This is a genomic window from Paenibacillus sp. PAMC 26794 (assembly GCF_000316035.1).
In the GTDB taxonomy this organism is placed as follows: domain Bacteria; phylum Bacillota; class Bacilli; order Paenibacillales; family Paenibacillaceae; genus Paenibacillus.
The window spans coordinates 125521-146567 of the sequence record NZ_ANHX01000021.1; the positions used below are offsets into that span (position 1 = coordinate 125521).

Annotated in this window: 27 protein-coding genes; 3 read left to right on the forward strand and 24 right to left on the reverse strand. The window is 40.8% G+C overall.

The annotated features are described in order from the left end of the window. Nucleotides 1-10: 10 nt before the first annotated feature. Nucleotides 11-1033 carry an ABC transporter substrate-binding protein gene (locus tag D829_RS0111345; RefSeq protein ID WP_017689009.1) on the reverse strand — a complete coding sequence of 341 codons (1023 nt, stop codon included), beginning with the start codon at nt 1031-1033 and terminating at the stop codon, nt 11-13. Between the two features lie 243 nt (nt 1034-1276). Between D829_RS0111345 and D829_RS0111350 the strand changes: the two genes are divergently transcribed. Genes D829_RS0111350 through D829_RS0111360 form a run of 3 tightly spaced genes read left to right on the forward strand, consistent with a single transcriptional unit; the run spans nt 1277 to nt 5641 of the window. Then, nucleotides 1277-3088 carry a sensor histidine kinase gene (locus D829_RS0111350; RefSeq protein WP_017689010.1) on the forward strand — a complete coding sequence of 604 codons (1812 nt, stop codon included), beginning with the start codon at nt 1277-1279 and terminating at the stop codon, nt 3086-3088. 5 nt (nt 3089-3093) lie between these two features. After that, on the forward strand, nt 3094-4683 hold the full coding sequence (locus D829_RS0111355) for a response regulator (RefSeq protein ID WP_241230769.1): 1590 nt from the start codon (nt 3094-3096) through the stop codon (nt 4681-4683). Further along, nucleotides 4676-5641, forward strand: coding sequence for a substrate-binding domain-containing protein (locus D829_RS0111360; protein WP_017689012.1), 966 nt, complete (start codon nt 4676-4678; stop codon nt 5639-5641). Before D829_RS0111355 ends, D829_RS0111360 begins: the two co-directional genes overlap by 8 nt. A 135-nt stretch (nt 5642-5776) precedes the next feature. Here D829_RS0111360 and D829_RS0111365 read toward each other — a convergent pair whose 3' ends face one another. The 23 genes from D829_RS0111365 to D829_RS0111485 all read right to left on the reverse strand — a co-directional run bounded on the left by D829_RS0111365 (nt 5777) and on the right by D829_RS0111485 (nt 21038). Then, nucleotides 5777-6301, reverse strand: coding sequence for a GNAT family protein (locus D829_RS0111365; RefSeq protein WP_017689013.1), 525 nt, complete (start codon nt 6299-6301; stop codon nt 5777-5779). 152 nt (nt 6302-6453) lie between these two features. Continuing rightward, a complete protein-coding gene (locus D829_RS30880; protein ID WP_017689014.1) occupies nt 6454-6900 on the reverse strand; it encodes a GNAT family N-acetyltransferase in 447 nt (148 codons plus the stop codon). Nucleotides 6901-7082: 182 nt separating this feature from the next. Then, on the reverse strand, nt 7083-8021 hold the full coding sequence (locus tag D829_RS0111375) for a hypothetical protein (protein WP_017689015.1): 939 nt from the start codon (nt 8019-8021) through the stop codon (nt 7083-7085). Between the two features lie 34 nt (nt 8022-8055). Next, the gene (locus D829_RS0111380; RefSeq protein ID WP_017689016.1) at nt 8056-8883 is read right to left on the reverse strand and encodes a methyltransferase domain-containing protein; all 828 of its coding nucleotides are present in this window, start codon (nt 8881-8883) and stop codon (nt 8056-8058) included. 44 nt (nt 8884-8927) lie between these two features. Next, nucleotides 8928-9392, reverse strand: coding sequence for a hypothetical protein (locus tag D829_RS0111385; RefSeq protein ID WP_017689017.1), 465 nt, complete (start codon nt 9390-9392; stop codon nt 8928-8930). Beyond that, nucleotides 9389-9562: a hypothetical protein gene (locus D829_RS33690; protein ID WP_017689018.1), complete on the reverse strand. Its 174-nt coding sequence runs from the start codon at nt 9560-9562 to the stop codon at nt 9389-9391. Before D829_RS33690 ends, D829_RS0111385 begins: the two co-directional genes overlap by 4 nt. Nucleotides 9563-9696: 134 nt before the next feature. Beyond that, nucleotides 9697-10278: an HAD-IA family hydrolase gene (locus tag D829_RS0111395; protein ID WP_017689019.1), complete on the reverse strand. Its 582-nt coding sequence runs from the start codon at nt 10276-10278 to the stop codon at nt 9697-9699. A gap of 48 nt (nt 10279-10326) precedes the next feature. Further along, nucleotides 10327-11265 (reverse strand): acetamidase/formamidase family protein, encoded by a 939-nt coding sequence (locus D829_RS0111400; protein ID WP_346773277.1) that lies wholly within the window; start codon nt 11263-11265, stop codon nt 10327-10329. Between the two features lie 86 nt (nt 11266-11351). Beyond that, the gene (locus D829_RS0111405) at nt 11352-11879 is read right to left on the reverse strand and encodes a DUF5662 family protein (RefSeq protein WP_346773278.1); all 528 of its coding nucleotides are present in this window, start codon (nt 11877-11879) and stop codon (nt 11352-11354) included. After that, a complete protein-coding gene (locus tag D829_RS0111410) occupies nt 11846-12355 on the reverse strand; it encodes an AAA family ATPase (RefSeq protein WP_017689022.1) in 510 nt (169 codons plus the stop codon). The genes D829_RS0111405 and D829_RS0111410 overlap by 34 nt, the downstream gene beginning before the upstream one ends. A gap of 131 nt (nt 12356-12486) precedes the next feature. Beyond that, a complete protein-coding gene (locus D829_RS0111415) occupies nt 12487-13212 on the reverse strand; it encodes a metallophosphoesterase (RefSeq protein ID WP_017689023.1) in 726 nt (241 codons plus the stop codon). Nucleotides 13213-13246: 34 nt separating this feature from the next. Beyond that, entirely contained in the window at nt 13247-13903 is a 657-nt protein-coding gene (locus tag D829_RS0111420; RefSeq protein ID WP_017689024.1) for a DUF4367 domain-containing protein, read from the reverse strand. Nucleotides 13904-13945: 42 nt separating this feature from the next. Beyond that, the gene (locus tag D829_RS0111425) at nt 13946-14500 is read right to left on the reverse strand and encodes a hypothetical protein (protein WP_017689025.1); all 555 of its coding nucleotides are present in this window, start codon (nt 14498-14500) and stop codon (nt 13946-13948) included. Nucleotides 14501-14625: 125 nt separating this feature from the next. After that, nucleotides 14626-15021 carry a VOC family protein gene (locus D829_RS0111430; protein ID WP_017689026.1) on the reverse strand — a complete coding sequence of 132 codons (396 nt, stop codon included), beginning with the start codon at nt 15019-15021 and terminating at the stop codon, nt 14626-14628. A gap of 228 nt (nt 15022-15249) precedes the next feature. Further along, nucleotides 15250-15582 (reverse strand): DinB family protein, encoded by a 333-nt coding sequence (locus tag D829_RS34370; protein WP_017689027.1) that lies wholly within the window; start codon nt 15580-15582, stop codon nt 15250-15252. A 300-nt stretch (nt 15583-15882) separates the two neighbouring features. Beyond that, complete coding sequence (locus D829_RS0111440; RefSeq protein WP_017689028.1) at nt 15883-16284, reverse strand: NUDIX domain-containing protein; 402 nt, start codon at nt 16282-16284, stop codon at nt 15883-15885. Nucleotides 16285-16471: 187 nt separating this feature from the next. Further along, nucleotides 16472-17029 (reverse strand): HAD-IIIA family hydrolase, encoded by a 558-nt coding sequence (locus tag D829_RS0111445; RefSeq protein WP_017689029.1) that lies wholly within the window; start codon nt 17027-17029, stop codon nt 16472-16474. 370 nt (nt 17030-17399) lie between these two features. Further along, entirely contained in the window at nt 17400-17612 is a 213-nt protein-coding gene (locus tag D829_RS0111460; protein WP_017689032.1) for a helix-turn-helix transcriptional regulator, read from the reverse strand. Nucleotides 17613-17715: 103 nt separating this feature from the next. Continuing rightward, a complete protein-coding gene (locus D829_RS0111465; RefSeq protein ID WP_026081131.1) occupies nt 17716-18117 on the reverse strand; it encodes a GNAT family N-acetyltransferase in 402 nt (133 codons plus the stop codon). Nucleotides 18118-18303: 186 nt separating this feature from the next. After that, nucleotides 18304-18525, reverse strand: coding sequence for a helix-turn-helix transcriptional regulator (locus tag D829_RS0111470; protein WP_017689034.1), 222 nt, complete (start codon nt 18523-18525; stop codon nt 18304-18306). 112 nt (nt 18526-18637) lie between these two features. After that, the gene (locus D829_RS0111475) at nt 18638-19129 is read right to left on the reverse strand and encodes a GNAT family N-acetyltransferase (RefSeq protein ID WP_017689035.1); all 492 of its coding nucleotides are present in this window, start codon (nt 19127-19129) and stop codon (nt 18638-18640) included. Between the two features lie 245 nt (nt 19130-19374). After that, the gene (locus D829_RS0111480) at nt 19375-20028 is read right to left on the reverse strand and encodes a lysozyme inhibitor LprI family protein (protein WP_017689036.1); all 654 of its coding nucleotides are present in this window, start codon (nt 20026-20028) and stop codon (nt 19375-19377) included. A gap of 209 nt (nt 20029-20237) precedes the next feature. Continuing rightward, the gene (locus D829_RS0111485) at nt 20238-21038 is read right to left on the reverse strand and encodes an inositol monophosphatase (RefSeq protein ID WP_017689037.1); all 801 of its coding nucleotides are present in this window, start codon (nt 21036-21038) and stop codon (nt 20238-20240) included. Nucleotides 21039-21047 lie beyond the last annotated feature (9 nt).

Below are 21047 nucleotides of genomic sequence, written 5' to 3' on the forward strand. Positions count from 1 at the left end.
GAATCTGCTTTTAATATTCACGTGTTGGCAATGCTTCTTTGGCTTGCTCCGATGTGAAGGTCGTCTCATCCGTAACGATTCGGGGTTCGATGTCTTTCCCGTCCACTACCGATTGAACCGCTTCCATTAATTGAGGTCCTAACAACGGATTACATTCAACGATAAAGTTGATTTTGCCATCAGCAGCAGCCTGCATCCCATCCTTCACGGCATCCACAGAGATAATGGTAATATCTACGCCTGGTTTCAATCCTGCCGCTTCAATGGCCTGAATTGCACCAAGTGCCATATCGTCATTATGTGCATAGAGAACATCTATTTTTTTATGTGCTTTGAGGAAAGCTTGCATGACTTCTTTGCCTTTGGCACGTGTAAAGTCACCCGATTGTGAAGCAATCACTTTAAGCTTCGAATTGGAAGCAATCAATTCCATAAAGCCCTCTTGACGGTCATTCGCTGGTGCGGAGCCTGTTGTACCCTGCAGCTCAACGATATTGATCTCGTCTTGTGTGTCCTTGTATTGGTCACTAAGCCACTGACCTGCTTTGCGTCCTTCTTCTACAAAGTCGGAGCCAATAAAGGTTTTGTAGAGGGTTTTATCCGGGGAATCCACAGCACGGTCTGTCAAAATCACGGGAATGCCTGCATCCTTCGCTTCCTTCAATACGGTATCCCAACCGGATTCTACAACAGGGGAAAAAGCAATCACCGTTACCTTCTGCTGTATGAAGGATCGCAAAGCTTTAATTTGATTTTCCTGCTTCTGCTGCGCATCGGAGAATTTCAAATCATAACCCGCTTCTTTGGCTGAATCCTGAATCGACTTGGTATTCGCCGAACGCCAGCCACTCTCCGCACCAACCTGCGAAAAACCAAGCGTAATTGTTTTGGCGCTGGCAGGTGTACTGCCATTCCCACTCGTTGAAGTTTCATTATCGGAGCCTGCTCCTCCATTGGTACTGCTACATGCCGTGCTGACCAGCATCACCATAGCCAATGTGATGGCAAGTCCCCACTTTTTTTTGGTTCGCATGTTGTGATCCTCCCTTTTTTCATTTCACCTTATGGTGTGACCACATTATAGAACGCTTTCATTCCGAGCTTATATGGAGTCTCATACTTTATTTATGTAATAATTTAGTAATTTCAAAAAATGAAGTTTAAAAAGTGTAATTTCTTTGTTTAATTGTGTAGTATTTAGCGATTCTCTTATATATTAGAAAATCATGTTATACTAATGATACATTTTTGATCCCTTCAGATGGAGTGGAATACGTTGAAACTCATTCAGTGGATTGCTTCAAGCCTCAGGCTTAAATTACTCAGCATGTTTATCATCCTCAGTTCAGTACCACTGATCGTAGTTGGATTGATTTCTTACCACAAATCCTATACGGTCGTATCCAATCATAACAAGGCCACGACACAACTGGTTGCCGACCAGCTTGCCCGGAACATTGACATCTTGTTTGAGGATACGGAACGGCTACTCGAACTGGGCAAGAACCCGCAAGTACTTCAATACCTGTATTCTCAATCGGAGTCCTACCCGGAAGCCAAAGCCATCCTCCAGACATACAATCTTTATCGGGAAACCTACAAGTATGACAAGGTACTTAATATCTCATTCGTGAATTTTTATGGAAAAGGCATAAGTGAACGAAAAGGCGTGTTCAAGCTGGAACGAAATCCGCTGCGTAACCCGTACTTCAAGTATCTGATACAGTATCCGGATGCCATTCTGCGCATCCCTCATTCTGCAGCCTATGCCGAATATAACAGGCTGGATGGGTTTGCTTACCCTAAACAGAATGCGCTTTCAATTATAACCACGGTCAAAGAGCGGATTACACATGAGGTCATCGGGTTCATAGTAATTGATTTGAATGATTCGTTCATTGATGATTTTTTGACGAATACCCCCATTAAGGATTCCGGTTTTTTCTATATTAGTGATCAACACGGAAATACACTCTTCAGGCCGGATGCCACACCGGCATCCATAACCATGATGGATCAGATCCGATCGATCCCTTTACATCTACAGCACGACAGCTTTATCCTGTCCGCAGGATCCAAGCCCCAGTTTGTTGTATACAGCACCTCAAAACAGACCGGATGGAAAATGATCGGGGTAGCTCCTTATCAGGAAATCATTGCTGAGGCCAATAGCATTCGCCAATTGATCATCATTACGGTTTTGTTGAGTGCTTTCTTTGCGATATCGTTATATTTTTTCCTGAATAATCGACTGATTCTTCCCATCCGGATTCTGATGAACAAGATGCGTAAAGCTGCAAACGGTTACTTGGAAGCCAAAGTCACACCACACGGCTCGGACGAAATTGCTGATCTGGGCAAAAGCTTCAATGTGATGCTGGATAAGCTCAAAACACTAATCGAAAAGAGCATTCGAGAGAATGAACAGGTGAAAATAGCTGAACTACGTACGCTGCAAGCTCAAATCAACCCTCATTTCCTGTATAACACGTTGGAATCTATTCTATGGATGGCTGAAGCAGAGAAAAAAGAAAATGTAATCAAACTTGTGCAGGCCCTCTCGAAGTTCTTTCGTTTGAGTCTGAACAAAGGATTCGACTGGGTATCCATTCAAACCGAGCTTGAACATGCGCGGAGTTACTTAGTTATTCAACAGATGAGGTACCACGATATTCTCACCTACGAGATCAGCGTTGATCGTGAGCTTCAGGATTATCCCATTTTGAAAATGACGCTGCAGCCCCTGATTGAAAACGCGCTCTACCATGGGATCAAGAACAAACGCGGTCAAGGGCTGATATCCATACACGGATATGTAGAGGACAATAGCATCATTCTCACCGTACAGGACAACGGAATCGGCATGTCTGCGGATCGATTGGCACAATTACGTGAAGAGCTGGAGAAGCCGGCCGGTTCCCGTTCACCCCAAGATGACGAGCAGGAAGGCGGATTCGGTCTGCTTAATGTACATCACCGGATTCGACTCTATTTCGGACCAGCTTATGGTGTTGAAATGGAAAGTACGTATATGGAAGGCAGTACATTTATGATTCGTATCCCCAAATGCAAGGAGGTTAACCGTTGAAAAAGGTGATGATCGTGGATGACGAAATTGGAATTCGGGAGAATATACGCAGCTGCATCGATTGGGAAAAGGAAGGTTTTCACTATTGCGGGGATGCACCCGACGGCGAGCTTGCATTACCTTTAATTCATGAATGGGCTCCGGATATTCTGATTACAGATATCAAAATGCCATTTATGAACGGATTGGAACTGACCTCCATCGTTCGCACTCAACAACCTGATATCAAAATCATTATCATGAGCGGTCATGATGAATTCAGCTATGCCCAGGAGGCCATCCGGCTTGGTGTGACCGAGTACTGTCTAAAGCCCATTAGCGCAGCAGAGTTAATCCAAATGCTGCATAAGGTCAGCAAACAAATGGATGAAGAACACCAACGCATGACAAGCCGAACGATCACCAAGGAAAAACTGCTGGCCGATCTGTGCGGAGGACTCATCGGTACAACCGATGCGATTGAATCAGCCAAACAACTCTCACTTCCTCTCTCGGCCAGGTATTATACAATTGTCATTATCGACGTTCGATTAACAGATGATTCCCGGGAGCCGGAATCCCTGATGAAGAAGCTGCTTCCCATACTGGAGGAAACTCGTGATCCCCACGTCGAACTTCTTCCTTATATTCGAAGCCGAACCGAGTTGGTGCTTCTGCTCAAGTATCACTCCGATGACAGCATATCCGTATATCTGGAGCAGCTTCGCGGGCGGGTTCGTATGGAACTTGAGCATACATTCAAATGTAATATTATTCTGGGCATTGGCAGTCAACAGGAACGTCTGCAAGGAATTCATGTCTCTTATCTGGAAGCGGAGGAGGATAAATATATTAATCGACTTACCCTTCAGAACAGAGCTTCTCTACGTGAAATTAACCTGGAAGAGCAAACGACTCTTTTTCTCGACAGGAATTCGTTTCTTGAATTTCTCAAGATCGGCAGCCCCAATCTGCGAGATCATTTTGTGCAGGAGTTTGCCGCTCCATTACAGTCCTTCGACTGGAAGTCCTCATCGTATGGTTTCTATCTGTTGAATGATCTTACGCTGGAGTCGTTTCGGCTTGCGAATCAACTATTCCGCATGAGTGACCATTCGGATGAGAACATTACTTCCCTGCAGCAGACGATCCGGAAGATCACGTGCTGGGAGGATTGCACCCAATATCTGTGTTCCCTGCTTAACCTGTTATGGCAGAGAAGAGCAGCGTGCTCCGGAAAATACAGTGATGTCATTGATCAGGTGAAAGCCTATGTATCCCGTGAATACAATAACGAACAGGTCTCGTTGAAGATGATTTCTGCACACGTCAGAATCAGTCCAAGTCATCTAAGCAAGATTTTCAGTCAGGAAACCGGTCAAACGATAACGGAGTATCTAACCCAGATTCGAATCGGTAAAGCCAAGGAGCTGCTGAAAACAACCAACAACAAAACCTTTGAGATTGCTTACAAAGTCGGTTACAACGATTCTCACTATTTTTCTAATATATTCAAGAAAACAACAGGTTTTACACCAAGAGAATACCGAACTCAAGGGACTGAGGAATCGCAGGCCGGACCATCAGATATGAGAAAAGAGCCAATGTATGAATAAAGCCAAATTTGCACTTTTACTTACACTAATACTGCTGTTCCCGATGATCATTTCATCCGGTTCGGCACACATTCGTCCACAGCAGATGGCTGTAACACTTCCTGCAACTTCACCCGTAGAGAAATCTGCAGCGAGCAAAACTTTTGGTATCATTTATCCAATGACGTATCCAACCTATGAGATGATCACGAAGGATGCAACGGAGTATGCAGGGAAACACAATATCACGTTAATTGTAAATGCCCCTGATGAAGCCAATACCGAACAACAGATCCGTATCATGGAGAATATGATCAAACAGCATGTGGACGGGATAGCTATATCTCCTGTGGATGCTGCTGCACTTACTCCCGTTATTGATGCAGCCCAAGCTGCGGGTATTCCTGTCATTACATTTGAGTCAGATGTCCCAACCAGTCATCGAATCGCTTATGTGGGCGCTGATAACTATCGCACTGGCCAGCAATTCGCGATGACGACTACACGACTCCTGCATAATCAAGGCATGATTCTTGTCGAGAATGGCTTGGAGGAGATGCAAGGTTTGCAGCAGCGGCTTAATGGATTCATTGATTATATCCGCAGTGAAACAGACATCGAAATCTTGGAAGTTCGTTATCATCAAGGGAATGAAGATCAAGCCATGTCCGATATGGAGAACATGATTCAAGCTCACCCTCACTTCAATGCGATTATCGGGCTCGATTTTGTTTCTGTCTCTGCCTCTACCCTGATCTGGAAAGCAAAAGGCCTTAACCGGCATTTAATCGCGTTTGGTGACAGCCCAACCAGCGAAAACGGGTTGCTCAACGGTCAATTGTCTGCCGTTATTTCGCAGAATGAAGAAGTCTGGGGTACCAAAATGATGGAGACCCTGTTACTCGCTAGCGACGGTGTGCCTGTGAAGGAATTTATTGATACGGGGATCATTGAAATAAACCAGGAAGCAATTAATTAAGGGGATGTCCTCCTGTCATTCTGATGACAAGAGGACATCCCCATTTAAATTTTCGTACACGTAGTTATTACATCCGTTCATCGAAGTGTTCCTCAAGAAAGATGAAGCTCAAGTATGATGATCCCTTTTGCGAAGTCATTTTTTCCATTCGTTTTCTAATATGCTCATCTCCATAAGATTCCAGAAGGCATCTTCATATCTTCTTGCATCACGAATAAGTCCTTCTTGTACAAAGCCCGCTTTTTCATAACATCGGATGGCTGAGACATTAAAATCAAATACGCCCAGACTGATCCGGTGTAACTTCTCCTCTTCAAATCCAATTCGAAGTGCCTCATCGATCATTTGCTTCCCATAACCTTTACCCTGATATGACTTTCCAACAAGTACCTTACCGATACGCCCTGAACGATTATATCGATCGATACCGCCAAGAGCAATATGGCCCACAATCTCCTGAGTCGATTCATCCATCACTTTATATATGAACTTATTTGAAGTGTTCTTATCATTGGCACCATGCAAATAATCTGACAGCTGTTCTCTGGAAAGTGGATAATGGAACTGAGGGCCGGCCCACTGGAGCAAAAATGCTTCATCCCCACTCCATTCAATCAGTTGATCAAAATCTTCCGGTTCAAAGTATTGGAATGTAATCATGTATATCCGCCCCTTCTTTTTTATGTCATATCATATCCTATTTCAGTTCTCTTGTATCGTCATAATTATGAGTTTCATCTCCTAGCTTGGGAATCACCTCTTCAATCATTTTCGAGATCGTCCCTAAGATCCAAAGCGCGTGTGATTTGGCACTACTTGCATCTTAGAAGCCGAACGACTTCGCCATCGATCAATCCCTCACTTACGCTGTGAAAACTAAGTGATTCATACAGATTCCCGGCGATACCATTTTCCGGCCTGTGCCCAATCATGATGCTTTTGCAATTCAGCGATTCTTTCATTAGATCAATTAACATCCTCAACGCTTCTCTTCCATAACCTCTGCCCTGATATCTTGTATCTATCATTAGAGCAAAAAGCCAGTAGTTATCCTCATGATCCGGCTTATCTGAGTACACAGCAAATCCAACCAGATCCGAATCAAAATAGATGGCCATGGGTTGAAAATCGTTCACTACTTTGGATTCAGCAATCCAATATACAACCGGAGCGGGAAAACTTTTTTTCTGTTCTTCCGTTACATTCAGTTGAGTACATGCATACCAATTATCCACCGATACACGTTTTAAATGAATCATAAATTGAAATTCCTCCTCGTGAAAATTACACAGAGGAATCCCTCGGAACCCTTCCTTGGGTCCTCTGCGCTAGACAAAAACACCTCTTGCAACTTCATTTCTTCTACTCGGATTCGTAATGTTTCTCATATCACATCACTCCTTTCACGTTGTTACGCAAACTTCTTGCGACTTCAATCACCTCAAACTAGACCCTTGATCTCTGATAGTTCAGGAGTATGTTTGACAACTTCAGCTATTTCATAAGCTGCGTTAGCTGATAATGCAGCTTTAAATGCCTCAGTCCCTCTTGTCTTCCAGATCGAATATATCCATTTGGAAAAACCATATGCATTCATGTGGTGACCACGTTCCTGTATCTGCATAAACAATTTCACACTTTCCACATACCTTTCGATATCCGTTAAAATACAGGCCAAATTGTTTAACGCAATGGTGATATCTCTCTGCGAATTTCTGGAGACATTAATATCCTCCCAGCTGCCGACCACTTCATCTTTTCTTGAAATCCGTATTGCTCCATCATTCATTTCATCAATCCAGTCCATCGTTTCGTTCAAAAGAGCTTCGACTCCCGCAACCTCCCCGGCATGATACAGATAGGCCAGACGCTGTTGGTTATATGTAATCCGGGCAAAAAGAATATTGGACCATGTCTCATCTTCTTGTATGAGTTGGTTCATATTTTCAAGCACACTGCCCATTTCACTGTATCTCTCCAATACCCAAAGCGAACCACCCAAAGCCCGATGGCTCTCGAATCGAACACCTCGGTTGGTATCCAACTTCGGGGCATAATCACAAGCATATTGGTACCAATCGATCCAATGATCAAAGTAGTTCCCCAGAGATAATGACAACGCTTGTGTCGAATCCGAAACGATCCAGTGTAACTGCTCCGGGGCGAGATTTTCTTTTCCCCATTTGAAGAATTCCCGATGATTGGCATAAAGCGGTTCCGGCTCTCTTAACATGGCATAACCATCGGAAATATTCCAGTAGACCCAGCCTCGTTCATGGACAGACAATTTCCTGGATTGTTCGAAGTTTTTCAGTAACTCAATCATACCTTGATGATCCCCTCGAACTACTAATTCCTGAAAAGATTGAACGATATTCATCCCCATCCTCCGTCCCTAATTAGTTTCAACCCAGCTATGTCAATGGCTTCGTGCCGCAAGCTGTAATGAAATTCATCATGGCATAGGCTTCCGGCGAATGATTTATCGCTTCAGAAGCTTGTTGCAGCTGAGCAAATTCCTCCGAACTGATCACACCTTTTTCAGCAAAATGTACAAAACGATTAAGATTAAACTGCTGCTTAAACCCTTCTATGCCTAACAGATCACTATGTTGAAGGACAGAATCAATGTCAACATCGATGTATCCACTCTCAGAAAGGAGACGCGGCAGACTTCTGCCAATTAAGCGATTACCTCCATGTTGTGCCACATAGTCCGAAATTTTCATTAATACCGTATGCAAAGCAGGAACATCAGGATTCACTGCTCCAAAAACTCCGTCATCCACATCAATAATGGCAAGACGGCCGCCAGGCTTCAGTACACGATATATCTCTTGTACAGCTTCATCAGGATTGTTCAAATGAAGAAAGATAAGTCTTGCCACGACAAAATCAAAAGAATCATCAGGCAGATCCATCTGATAGATGGAAGACTCTACAAATTGCAATCGCTTGGAAGGAATATCATTCAGCCGTTCTTTGGCTTGTGCTTGCAGTGAACGATCAATCTCAAGCGAGGTAAGCTCGCTGTCCGGCAGACTGTTCAATAATTGCTCTGTAATGTAACCTGGTCCGCTTCCGACCTCCAATACACGCATTCCATTTTTCAAACCATACCACTCTAGATTTCGGAATTCTTTGGACCACCCCATTACCGCCTGCATCTTTAACCTCTCTAATTCCTCTTGTAAACTTAACACTGCCGTTTGGATACTGTATGTTGAACGCGGATCACTCATATATTCTCTCCTGTACTTCAGTAGAATAATAAAAACATATATTCTTAGACCTTTTTCTTCCCTAGAAAAAGAGCAACCTTATGTTGTTTCTCTATCGTTCCACCTGCAGCATCAATGGAATGTTTGATTCGCTCTAGAAGTGAACGCCGAACATCAATAGAAAGCTGCTGATGTTTGGAGTTGGTATTTAATAAAGCGACATATTCTTCGCTGGAGCAAGTCTGTATCCAGCTATACTCCTTAACCTCAATATCCGTGAACAAGCCGGATTTTTCTGTTATTTCTTTACGCTCCTGGATAACTTCATCTGGCGAAGGATAGTGCGAATCATCGAGATGAGGGGCTAATGCTGTGTAGTGGGAACGAATTTCATTGTGCAGCTGGTCATAGACCGGTACATGAATCGTCCAGAAAAGTCCAATGCCGCCTGTATTCTCTAGCAATTCCCAAGCCCGGTGGTAACCGACTTCCGGATCAATGAAGTGAAAGGCCGTTCCTGACACAATCAATTGAAATAGCTTTCCTTCGCCTGCCCCGTTCCGCAGCCAATCTCAAGAATGGAATCCTCTTTATTAAGATTCAGGTATGTAAAAATATCATCAAACATTTCACTCGGATAGACGGGTCTATATCGTTCATATTCATTTGCTACGAGATTAAACGTTTCCTTATTTTCCATTTCAACAGCCCCCATTTCAATCGCGGTTATATACTCCTATTTACAAGGACTAAATTTCCCATACTGAATAAACTTCTGCCTGAATCCACTGTAATCCCATTACTCGTACATTGCGCTGTATCTCCTCTCCTGGATTACTGTAGTCGGTGCTCAACTTCATTAACCCAATCTCCTTCTTCGTCGGCCAGTAAAGTCTCCCAGCCAAGTAGCTTAGCCGAATGTAAATTTTTCTCTTGATCATCTATAAATAGAACCTCTTCTCCAGCTACCAGGAAGGTTTCGACCCGTTGGTATATCTCAATCTCAGGTTTGCATAAACCCACTTGATTAGAGATGGTTACACTTTTGGTAAATGAGCTTAAACGGCTCAGATTCGGCTCAATCCATTCCTTACAATGATTGCTGAGCAGATGGATATCGGCGGACTCACTCCATCGCTCAAGGTATTGAGCGGCTGGTAAGGGAACAATTGAATTGTATAAGATGTCTTTCGCTCGGCTTATTGATAATTCGGGATATATCTCCTTCAACGATTGCCAGAACTCTTCTTCCCTCATCATTCCTGTCCAGAGCTTTCGTTTGATTCCTGCAAAATGTACTTTCAAAGATTCTGCGGATAGGTTGGTTTCCTGACTCATACCTTTCCAACACGTCAACGACATATTACTTAACAAAACACCTGCGATATCTAAAACGATCTGTGGTCTGCCTTTCATTTTATCGACCCCCAAGTTCATCTAATACGACGTATAACGGGCCTCAAGTTACTTAAAAGCGTCATGTGGAAGGACAGCATGCACACCCTTCACGCCATTCACAATTTGGGTGATACGCAGGTCAATTACCGCGCTTCCAAGTGCAATCGCTTCCACTCGATCTAGTCCGTACAACTCACCCATCAGATTGAGCATCCCGTCTAATGCTTGAACGGTAGCCTCATTCAAATCTTCATGAAAACCGAAGGTAAGCCAGCCTGACGGCGTATGTGCACGAGGATTGGTCAAAATCATATCATCAATCACGTTGATCGTGATATCGACAACCTCCATTGGACATTCAATGGCCTGACAGCTGACTTCACCGTCTCCCTGCCGTGCATGACCATCACCAATCGCGAGATAACCTCCGTCTACGGGGATAGGTAAATATAATTTACTTCCCTGCACCAGTTCCTTGCAGTCGATGTTTCCTCCACAATAGCGAGGCGGCCAAGTCGTATGAATTCCTCCCAATTCTGGCGGCATGCCCACTACACCCATGAACGGCGCCAGAGATACAGTGAAGGACTTTCCTTTTACTTCACAGGTTCCATTCATCGTTTGGCTATCAAGTGTCCAGTTCAGCGACAGTTCTTCAACCTCTGTTAGATGTAACTTCTGGTTCTGCCAGTTCGGATATCCGCCGGCGGAAGTAAACCCGTAAGTCCCGGGTACGATCTCATTGAAAATAATCTCCAACGTCTGTCCTTGCTTCGCCTCATCGATATAGATCGGACCGATTAATGCATGACCTCCATCTTTTTCACCTTGTCGATCAAAAGGTTTCCTGCGTTCCGCATAACTCACACCCTTGCCCCAGCCCGCATCCAGCGTCTGAAAACGAATGGAGTCACCAGATTTCACGTTCAAAATGGGAGTTACCTCATTGGTAAATGAACCAATCAGATGTTGCTGAGTTAATTCAATCGTATGAATAGTCATCATAACCTCCACAGTTTCGGAATTCAGCTTTTTGCTTAATTATCACGGTATCGAGTATCTTTATTTGCAATAACGATCCGCTTCCATGATCATATGAACCTCTCATCCTTTCTAATAAATAACTGATCAAGCTCTTCTCTCGTCACTGGATGTAAAATAATATCTTGTGAATTTATCATTCGTTCTACCAGATTAGAATCTTTCACTTTACGTCCCCATTTTCTTGAAAAAGACCTCCAATCACATACCATTTCTATCAGATATTTCGTAGGCATGGGCAGAGCTTCTTTTGTATTCCTATTTACAATCCAATACTCCCAATGATGTTTGTTATGATTTTGGTGATGTAGCCATGCGTTCTTCCATCTTAGATGGGTGTCTTCATCCTTCTGTCCTGAATAAAAATGAATTGCATAGGGAATAAATTCTTGCGGAAAGAACTTAGATATATCATGAATTAAACCTTGCACATACAGACCTTCTTGCCAACATTCGATCAGCACGTTCAATTTATGCTCAACAACATATAGAAAATACCTCCAGTATGCGGAACGAATGGTCACCATCTCCCATAACGTTGTGTTTAGAACAGTGCTGCAATAATCCTCTCCGCACATTCTTCCGGTGTGTTCATACTTGTATCAATCGAGTAGCTATAGTTGATGTGTTTAGCCATAATTTGATGCTGCTCATCCGATTGCTCTTCTCTGCGATCACCACGCTCAATGTTCCGCTGACGGCAGATGTCGAGGGGGCAATATAACTCAACGATATCCAGTGGATACCCTTCAAAAATCTGCTTGACTTTTTCATAATGCGGCGCGAGCTCTGGTCTTTCCACAAGTATGCCATCGATCAGAACATGCTTGCCATGGTCTGAAAATACTTTTGCCGTATGATACATCATTACAATCGCTTCACTCAGATACTTCCAGTAATCCGTCTGTAGATGTTTATCACCGATCGTATTTTCAAATAAATCATTAGCCACAACATAGAAAAACGGATCATCGTATGATTGCATCGCCTCTACAATTGACGTTTTACCAGAGCTGGTTACACCGTTCAAAAATATAATTTTGCCTTTTTCCATGATAGTGATCTTCCTTTGCTTAAGTATAATTTTATAAATGTAATACAGCGTGTACTAGGTACATATACCAACTCTGTTTCCACAATGTAAGTTGGTTACGTTGGACCAAATGGAGTGCTCTTACTCATTCTCTACATAAGTGGCCTCCGCACTTTATTTACCTTCCTTGTCAAGTAAGAACCGTTTTGGTAAATTAAACAATTCAATTGCATTCCATAGGCACATCCACCATCAATTCCTATTTTATCTTCACCAAACCAAACATCCGCAGATCCATGAATGTCTATCGTCCTTGTATGTCCAAAGACGATCTTTTTGTGTAGATTGGTGAACGTATGATGAATAAATTTATCTTTGATATACATAAAATCATGATCTGGTTGTTTCCACCATTCTATGTAATCGGGGTTTAATCCGGCATGAACGTAAATATGAGTTTTATCCTCGTGGAACAGAGGTAATGTACTCAAAAAATCAATATGATGACCGTAATCCATTTTTATTATCTCTCTTGCTTGGTCCAACATTTCATCAGAAATTTCGCCGTCAATATTACAATAGCTCTGAAGTGTTTGAATACCGCCGTGTTCAATAAACTTCGCTTTAATTATAGAACTTCCCTCATTTACAAAATCAACTAACCGTTGGTCGTGATTACCTCTTAATGCAATCGCACGATGTTCATGCACTAATTTAATCACCTTATTAACGACCTCTTTGCTGTTGGGGCCTCGATCTACGTAGTCTCCAAGCAGAATTAGTTCATCATTTTGGGGAATGTAATTGATATCATGCAATAACTGATTAAATGGATCAATGCAGCCATGAATATCGCTAATCATTATCGTCCGTTTCATAGAAACTCCTTTTAGAACAGTTATAATATAAAATTTATCCGTTCATTGACTTCGCAATCTTCATCACAAGATCTTCTGACATGTTTCCGCCAATGATCTCGTATTGCAGCGCCTTCCCATGCACATCCTCTTCGATCCATATCAATTGGGAAGCTTCGTTATTGAAAATATAAAATGCTTCGACGCCACGTATGGCTGCTTGTTTAACCGTAGTACCATCATGATCAGGCAATGTGATTCGGTTCTTTGTTGTCCCGAAAATGTTAAGTTTATAACCACCGTATTCTTGATACGTAATGCTGATGCCGACAAGCCTTTTATTGGGCTTCAAGTCTCGTATCACTACATTTCTGCCTGACCTGTTACTTTCTTCAATCATTTCATCGATTTCTTGCGGAGTTAAATTATCAAATCCATAAAATACATGAATGGCATCTATATCAGAATCAATCGGAAATTTCGGCTGCCATGGAGAGTAATGTTGTTGCAATCGTTCCAAACCGTCTTCCCATGGAATGGGTGCATAATTGGTCTGTTGCGTGAATTGATTTTCTATAACATCTGCGGTGTAAATCGCCTTCCCGTCACCAGGCTTTAAGTCAATGACGATTCGGTCAATCGCATGATCAGTGCGCAAGGATTCAATTTGAATTTTTCCAAGCACATCTCCGCTTTTGTTTTTGATATCCATTGGTCTTTCACTCCTTTCCTTTCAAAAATACCTTTCTGATCTTCATGCTATAGAAAGCTGAGACCTACAGAAGATAAAACGATCATGAGGACTCCAAATATGCAAATCGTCGGCAAGATATCCTCGTAACCATAACTTGTCATTTATTCGTCTAAGATAAAAACCTTTTGGAAAATCAATATCCTCCGTAAGGGCTTTAGATGCTATGGTAATAGAGCCGGTCGGAGCTTGCTTCCCCTCTGAAAAGTTTGTGGAACATATTTCAGGCTGATCCAAATATTGCATTCTTAGATAAGGTCCTAACTCAACCGGACAACATTCCAACCCAAGATCATTTGCTCTTCGAAAGAGCTGAAAAGTCGTAGCACCATCCGAAAATCCAAGTTGTCTGACGGTCAACTCAACCGTTTGCAAGCTTTGCTTTGTACTGGAAACTATAAATCTCTCATCATTTAACAACTGTTCTCCATATTTATTCAATGAAATAGAGTATTGGTCCAGTTTCTGTATAAGCTGTGGTTTTGTTAAGCCGCCAACGTCTACTATTCTAATTTCAACTGCGCAATCAGGGTATACTTTTTCGTCTTCAACCAACATTTGTATCCCCCTAATCAAGATTACTTCTATTTGACTTTATATTTAAAACGCAGTCACTCATCTAGTTCTGAATCCGTTTACATACAAATCCTAGGTAATCGATAGCTGCAGACTAAGGCTCCTCATTAGAAATTCAATTCACAGTCATGGTGTTCCCACACATCAAATAAGTTACCGTCCAGATCTTCTAACACAAAAAACTTCCCATACTGTCCCTCATCACTAACAGCCCCTACTTTCACATTCTCTGATGTTAAGTAGTCATGTAAAGAACCAATGTCATCAGTGAAAAATGTAATGACCCATCTCTTTTTCTGATGCACTTCAAATGTCGCTCGGGTTTCATTGTCGCTTTGAATCAAGTCCAAAATTGGGCGATCACCCCTAAATAAACTCAAATATCCTTCGCGTTGGTGGCGAATGTTAAATCCAAAATGTTTTACAAACCAGGCGGCTGACATTTCTAAATCTTTCACTGGAATTACATTATATGCAATGCCCAGAATCCTTCCATTTCCCATTATGTTACCTCCACACTTGAGATATGTATAAGACCTACCACCTCTGCGATGTTATACAAGATTTAATTTGAGCAATATGATGCTGCCCGTGCCATACAAATCTTTGAATCGCGATATCCAGTGTAATTGTACCTAACACTTCTGTTCGGAGTGTTCGTCTAAACTGATCGGGATGTAAACCATACAACAGAGTCAGAAATCGCTTGTGCAGTATCTCCATCAGAAAATTTAATCTTCGATGGGCGTGATCCTGTAATCATGTAAAGATGCCCATAAATCCTCTCGATATGAGCTTGCCATCGGTTCATCTTCAGTTAATGCTCTCTTGAACCTGATATAAGCGTTCATGTCATTGTCCGCAAGGTGGTGCACAATTTGTGTGATTGTCCAACCCCCATCACGATAAGGAGTACAAAGTTGATCATCAATGAGATGTTCTGTAATCTCTCTTAAGGTCTTCGTAATTCCGGGAATTTGACCAATGATGTGGATTCGGTCCTCACTAGAGAATTTAAGACTTGGCTCAAAGTGTCCTATCGGAAAGCGTACATTTCCATCCAAGGTTGACCACCTCTCCATTTCTCTACTATAGAACCAAATCATATCCAATATAACCCACAATGTTCCATTTGCGAAGTGTAAAAGCAAAAAAAAGAAGCAACCTTTGTTCTCAGGCTGCTCCTTATATTAAACTACTCTCATATCTGTATTTGGATTAGAAAACTAGCACAATTAAACCTGAGTTACGAAGGCACAGGCATATAAAAATCGCCCCTATCTTGGGTCGAATGGTGTTTGTCTAGAACATCACCAACCAAGAGAGGAGCAACTTTAAGGTGGAGTCTACCATAATGAGTGACCTTATTCTGAAAATTCAATCAGAAATGGATGGCTTTGCTCATCTAATGCATTATGAATTCTTTCATAGAAGTTCCCCCAAGTTATCATTTGCCGAGCTTCTTCTAAAGTAAAGTAGCCCACCTCTTCACTTTCATCACTGGTAGTTAAAGCTCCACCAATCGGTTTTCCAGTAAATATATTGTTGCATACGCCGCGAGTTATGTTCTGATACAATCCACAAAATTTAATTAATTCAATGTCAATCCCTGTTTCCTCTTTCACTTCTCGAACTGCTGCCTGCCTAATAGTCTCTCCTTCTTCAACACAACCTTGAGGCATTTCCCAGCCTCTTCGACCTTTCATCAGTAAAATCTCATTATGTTCATTGAGAACGATTACACTAGCAGAAACGATAAATTTCATTCTAAATCCTCCTATCAAATTCATTTTTTTAACACTCACACAAATAATATACCAATATTTACTATTCTTATACATCTTATTTCTACACCTAACATAATTTTTATAGGCTCTTTTCCAGGTTTTTCTGTTTATATCTATCCTATATTACGTTCCCGTATTCACAACGCGAGCGGACCTTAGATAGTTCCTATCTTAGGTCCTCTTCAATCGTTCCTTCTAGACTAATAATATAATTAACTGCTTCTTCGAAATCACTTGCAATAAAATCCGCTTCTGTGTTTAACCATTTATGTCTGTATTTATTTAAAGCTTCATTCCCCGCTCCTGTCAAAACTAATATCTTTTTGCATCCAGCATGATGACCTGCTAAAATATCAGACCATCGATCCCCAATTACAATACATTTACTTAAATCTAAATTGTTTTTCTTAGCAGCGTCAAGTAACATTCCTGGGTTCGGTTTACGGCACTCACATCTCTCCGTATGTTGATGCGGACATATAAAAACATTATCAAAGCCAAATTCTAACATTTCTCTTACAAATGCTTCTTTTGTAGTTTCACCTCTTGAAATACCGGGCTGATTCGTAAATCCGTACAGTTTAATTCCAAGTGTTTTTAATTTTTCCAGAGATTTTTTAGTGTATGGAAACAATTCAAATTCCCCCGGGTAAAGGACTTCATCTGAACCACCGATCGTTCCATCACGATCAATAAAAACTGCTTCTACAGTGAATGCTCTCATAAGTAACCTCCAATTATCGGATTTTGATCATTTATAAATATATCTTCACTAGACTTTCCGATAACGTTTCTGTAATCACCACTCGGAACAAACATTCGGATTATCTCTTGGAAAACATCTAAGAATTGATTCTAAATCTAGCTAAAGTTTGTCTTCGACTCACCCTTATTCCTCCCTGCTTTTAACATTAGCGATAATCTCACAAAACGTTCCCGTACTCACGACGTTCAGCGTTTTTAAATATGTATGCTGAAGCGCTTCCATAAAATACACCTCCAGCAGACCATGGCTCCGTTAAGAGCCATAGCATGAATATAATGTTATACGTCGGAATCGATTCTCTGATTTGACTAACATATTATTTTCTTCTTCAACTTAGTTTCGAATCCGCTATATGCTCCAATAGATCTCCAGGCTGACATCCCAATGCCGTACATAATTTATCGATTACTTCTAACGATACATACTCATTCGTATTAAGTTTTGCCATCGTTGCCGATGAAATCCCCGTCATTTTCAATAAATCCTGCTTCTTAATCTCCCTGTCAATCAATAATTTTTGAAATGGTTTATAACTTATCATCTGGTATCCCTTCATATCCGAATTGAAGCTTTATATAGCGACCTTCTTAAAAACAACTTCATCTATAATCAATTCTCATCAGATCGAGATCTTTACTTCAATGCTATACCATATCTGAAATAAACATGGCTTTAGTTCCTTCTTCTGGCTTAAATCCAAATATTCCATAGAATTTTTCTGCACTATCATAGGATATAAGTACTTTTGTTTTGACATTAGAATATCGACTAAGCATTTGTTCCATCATTCTCTTTCCAATTCCTAATGATTGATATTCTTTGTGTACTAACATGTAATGAAAATATACTGTCATCACGCCGTCAGACAATGCATTTATCAAACCAACTAATTTGTTATCATCCCATGCAGTAATAACCCTATGCGAGTTGTTTATTGCTTGTCTAAGATCTTCTGGGAAATCTCCTGATTTCCAGTCCACCGAATGAAACAGTTCTTGAATTGCCTGTGTATCAATGTCTTTTATTTCTTTGAAAATGATTGTCATAATATTGCTCCTATGCTTGTTGTTTTGATTGAGAGTATTGGATAACGTTTCTGTAATCATGAACCCCAAAGGGGGGTGTCCGCTGAAAATCTTCTCGAAATCCATCCGCAGCCCCAGGCTCCGAAGGAGCAATGCTTGAATATTATGTTATAGGACTGAATCGCTTCTCGAATTGACCTTCACGATTTATTTTTCTCCTGGTACGTATTCAATTAAATCAGATAATTTACAATTAAATGTATCGCATAGCTTGAATAAGGTTTCCAGCTTTGTTGTTTCTATATTTGTTTCCCTATAGAGCTTATTGATCGAATTCCGGCTTAAGCCCGATTTTGTCATCAATTCTGTTATATCATCTATTCGATGTTCTGCCATGAGTTCTCGTATATTACACTTGATTATGTTCATCTTTTCCCCTCCATAATTCTATCTTATCTTTCATATTAGCAATCATCAACAGAACCACTGATAAGAATACGTTTAGAATTGCTCTATACTAAGCTTCCCGCAATAAATGCCTTTAATTTCTTGTACTAAATTCTTGTATATATTTTTTTCGATCTTGTACATAGTGTTCAGTGTAGTTAGTTCCTTTAAAACCTTCTATTACACTTCTCCAAAATGTCCTTGCCGGAAGATTGCTCTCCATTTGCGAAATCTTCCAATTCGCTTTGTACATCTTAAATGCTTCTATTGCTGCTTTACGACCTATGCCCGATCTTCTGTATTTCTGTAAAACCATAAAATCGTATATCACATGCGTTGGATCTGGATCAGTATCCATATTCTCAAAAAGGACTACTATAAAACCAACGATTATACCTGCTCTTTCTATAAAAAATGGATTCCATCTTTCGTCGCCTTCCCAATAATAATCTATGTTTACTTCAAATTTTCCGTTTCTATCTATATCTCGACCTGTATATTTACTGAAGTCATACTCGTACAATTCATATAAATTGATTAGTATACTTTTATCTTCAGGATTTACTCGGACAAGTTTTAATTCCATGTTTGCATCTAACTCCTTTTTGTTTTTTCAATGCACTTCGCGGTTTCATCTAACGTATGTCCATTCCTGACTTTGATTCCCCTTAGATTGCTCTTATCTTAAGTAAAATCAATGTGTCGTCTGGATTCACTTCATCGAAACTTCGCAGGCGACCAAGGCGTGGTATCCCTACAGCTTGAATACATTGTTATGTGCCGTTACTGCTTCGAAGCATCACCTAAAAACCTTTAATCCAGATCCCATCTCTATTTTTTACTTTGGTATAAAAACTCAACTTCACCATCTAGCAAATATCGATATTCAAATAATTGCATTGTTCTTTCCATAATTCTCTCCCGTATAACCATGCCTAGGCTTACCGATCCTTTTGATCCAAGATAACCATTATTAATAAATGTCTTCTCTACAAATTTTGTTTCCTTTAAGTGATACTGTAACCATTCTTTCTGCGATTCAATTAGTGCTTCTCTTGGTTCTTCATCCAACTTAGAAAGAAGCTTATTATATATTTGATTCAACTCTTTATCCCAAATCTCTGTATATTTGCTTTCCAACGCTTCCCATCCCATTGTTGTAATAATCTCTTTTGAATTTTGAGCCTCATTAAATTCCACTTCATAATCATGATCTATAGGATTTCGAAGCATTTCATCATAAAATTCTCCTTTCAATTCATAGTTCCCAATGCTCATGGATAACACTTCATTGTTAGAAGCATCTGATCGACCTTCAGTTATTTCTTTCGGTTCTGTTCCATTACCTGTACTCACTTCATCAGGAGGTAGTTCAGAATTCATTTTTGATTTAGTTTCGCTGTTCAAGGTAGTCGATTGACTACTATTTTGGCAAGATGAAAACACTATTGTAATAAAAACTAATAAGAGTATCTTACCTTTCATAAATTATCTCCTTTAATGGCACATAACGTTCCTGTATCCACGACCCTCCCACCAACTTAAGCGACCAATTGGTCCGGCCGCGATGCGGTTAGTCAGGGCGGAGGTGTCCGCTGAATTCTCTTCCCTGCCGATTGCTTCTCGCCGATCGAGGAACTGTCAGGCTCCCAAACGTGGATATAATGTTAGATGAAGTCAGTTGCTTCTAGGTGTTAGCTCAATCCTTCTCTTACAATTTGCAATAATTCTTCTTTGTGGTCTGGGTGACATGCAATTAAATAAGGTTCTTCTTTCATTCCATTAAACTTATTTCCTTCAAAATCTATAACAAGCCCCCCTGCTTCCTTAACCATTAAGATACCTGAATACAAGTCATCACCTTCAGAATTGTACAGAACAATTCCATCAATATCTCCTTTGGCCAACATACACCATTGAAGCGTTGGAGCCCACAATCTTAACATTCGTTTAAATCTAATATCAATGTGTTGTCTTAGTTTTACTGCTTGTGGGTCGTTTTGTACTCTGTGACCTTGAATCCAACCTATATTTCCTTTGAAAATATTCGGGTTACTCTTAATTTGTATTTGTCGATTATTGCAGCTTGTCCCTTCACCAATAACAGATACAAATAAACGTTCTGTTAGAGGTTCATAGACCACTCCAAGCACAGGCTCTCTTTTGTACATTAAAGTAATTGATATCGTAAAAACAGGTAAACCAATCGCAAAATTATTAGTTCCGTCTAAAGGATCAATTAACCATAACCAATCGTGCTTAGTTCCGATAAGCCCTGCCTCTTCACTGTGTATCTGATGATTTGGAAATACGCCTTGTATTTGTTTGATGATGATTTCTTCACAGATATGATCTACTTCAGTAACCACATCCCCAAATTCATCTTTAGATCTCAGTTCAACAAAGTTATCAAACTTCTCTTTAGAGATTAGACCTGCTTCGCGAATAATTCTTATTGCTATCTCTTTTGCGGTTTGAACAATCTTACGATCCATTACGCACCT

Excerpts from the sequence above, each read along its gene's own strand:
- D829_RS0111345 (WP_017689009.1), bottom strand. The coding sequence starts at position 1,033 with ATGCGAACCAAAAAAAAGTGGGGACTTGCCATCACATTGGCTATGGTG.
- D829_RS0111360 (WP_017689012.1), top strand. The coding sequence starts at position 4,676 with ATGAATAAAGCCAAATTTGCACTTTTACTTACACTAATACTGCTGTTC.
- D829_RS0111365 (WP_017689013.1), bottom strand. The coding sequence starts at position 6,301 with ATGATTACATTCCAATACTTTGAACCGGAAGATTTTGATCAACTGATT.
- D829_RS30880 (WP_017689014.1), bottom strand. The coding sequence starts at position 6,900 with ATGATTCATTTAAAACGTGTATCGGTGGATAATTGGTATGCATGTACT.
- D829_RS0111375 (WP_017689015.1), bottom strand. The coding sequence starts at position 8,021 with ATGAATATCGTTCAATCTTTTCAGGAATTAGTAGTTCGAGGGGATCAT.
- D829_RS0111380 (WP_017689016.1), bottom strand. The coding sequence starts at position 8,883 with ATGAGTGATCCGCGTTCAACATACAGTATCCAAACGGCAGTGTTAAGT.
- D829_RS33690 (WP_017689018.1), bottom strand. The coding sequence starts at position 9,562 with ATGGAAAATAAGGAAACGTTTAATCTCGTAGCAAATGAATATGAACGA.
- D829_RS0111395 (WP_017689019.1), bottom strand. The coding sequence starts at position 10,278 with ATGAAAGGCAGACCACAGATCGTTTTAGATATCGCAGGTGTTTTGTTA.
- D829_RS0111400 (WP_346773277.1), bottom strand. The coding sequence starts at position 11,265 with ATGATGACTATTCATACGATTGAATTAACTCAGCAACATCTGATTGGT.
- D829_RS0111405 (WP_346773278.1), bottom strand. The coding sequence starts at position 11,879 with ATGTGCGGAGAGGATTATTGCAGCACTGTTCTAAACACAACGTTATGG.
- D829_RS0111410 (WP_017689022.1), bottom strand. The coding sequence starts at position 12,355 with ATGGAAAAAGGCAAAATTATATTTTTGAACGGTGTAACCAGCTCTGGT.
- D829_RS0111415 (WP_017689023.1), bottom strand. The coding sequence starts at position 13,212 with ATGAAACGGACGATAATGATTAGCGATATTCATGGCTGCATTGATCCA.
- D829_RS0111420 (WP_017689024.1), bottom strand. The coding sequence starts at position 13,903 with ATGGATATCAAAAACAAAAGCGGAGATGTGCTTGGAAAAATTCAAATT.
- D829_RS0111425 (WP_017689025.1), bottom strand. The coding sequence starts at position 14,500 with ATGTTGGTTGAAGACGAAAAAGTATACCCTGATTGCGCAGTTGAAATT.
- D829_RS0111430 (WP_017689026.1), bottom strand. The coding sequence starts at position 15,021 with ATGGGAAATGGAAGGATTCTGGGCATTGCATATAATGTAATTCCAGTG.
- D829_RS0111440 (WP_017689028.1), bottom strand. The coding sequence starts at position 16,284 with ATGAAATTTATCGTTTCTGCTAGTGTAATCGTTCTCAATGAACATAAT.
- D829_RS0111445 (WP_017689029.1), bottom strand. The coding sequence starts at position 17,029 with ATGAGAGCATTCACTGTAGAAGCAGTTTTTATTGATCGTGATGGAACG.
- D829_RS0111460 (WP_017689032.1), bottom strand. The coding sequence starts at position 17,612 with ATGATAAGTTATAAACCATTTCAAAAATTATTGATTGACAGGGAGATT.
- D829_RS0111465 (WP_026081131.1), bottom strand. The coding sequence starts at position 18,117 with ATGACAATCATTTTCAAAGAAATAAAAGACATTGATACACAGGCAATT.
- D829_RS0111470 (WP_017689034.1), bottom strand. The coding sequence starts at position 18,525 with ATGAACATAATCAAGTGTAATATACGAGAACTCATGGCAGAACATCGA.
- D829_RS0111475 (WP_017689035.1), bottom strand. The coding sequence starts at position 19,129 with ATGGAATTAAAACTTGTCCGAGTAAATCCTGAAGATAAAAGTATACTA.
- D829_RS0111480 (WP_017689036.1), bottom strand. The coding sequence starts at position 20,028 with ATGAAAGGTAAGATACTCTTATTAGTTTTTATTACAATAGTGTTTTCA.
- D829_RS0111485 (WP_017689037.1), bottom strand. The coding sequence starts at position 21,038 with ATGGATCGTAAGATTGTTCAAACCGCAAAAGAGATAGCAATAAGAATT.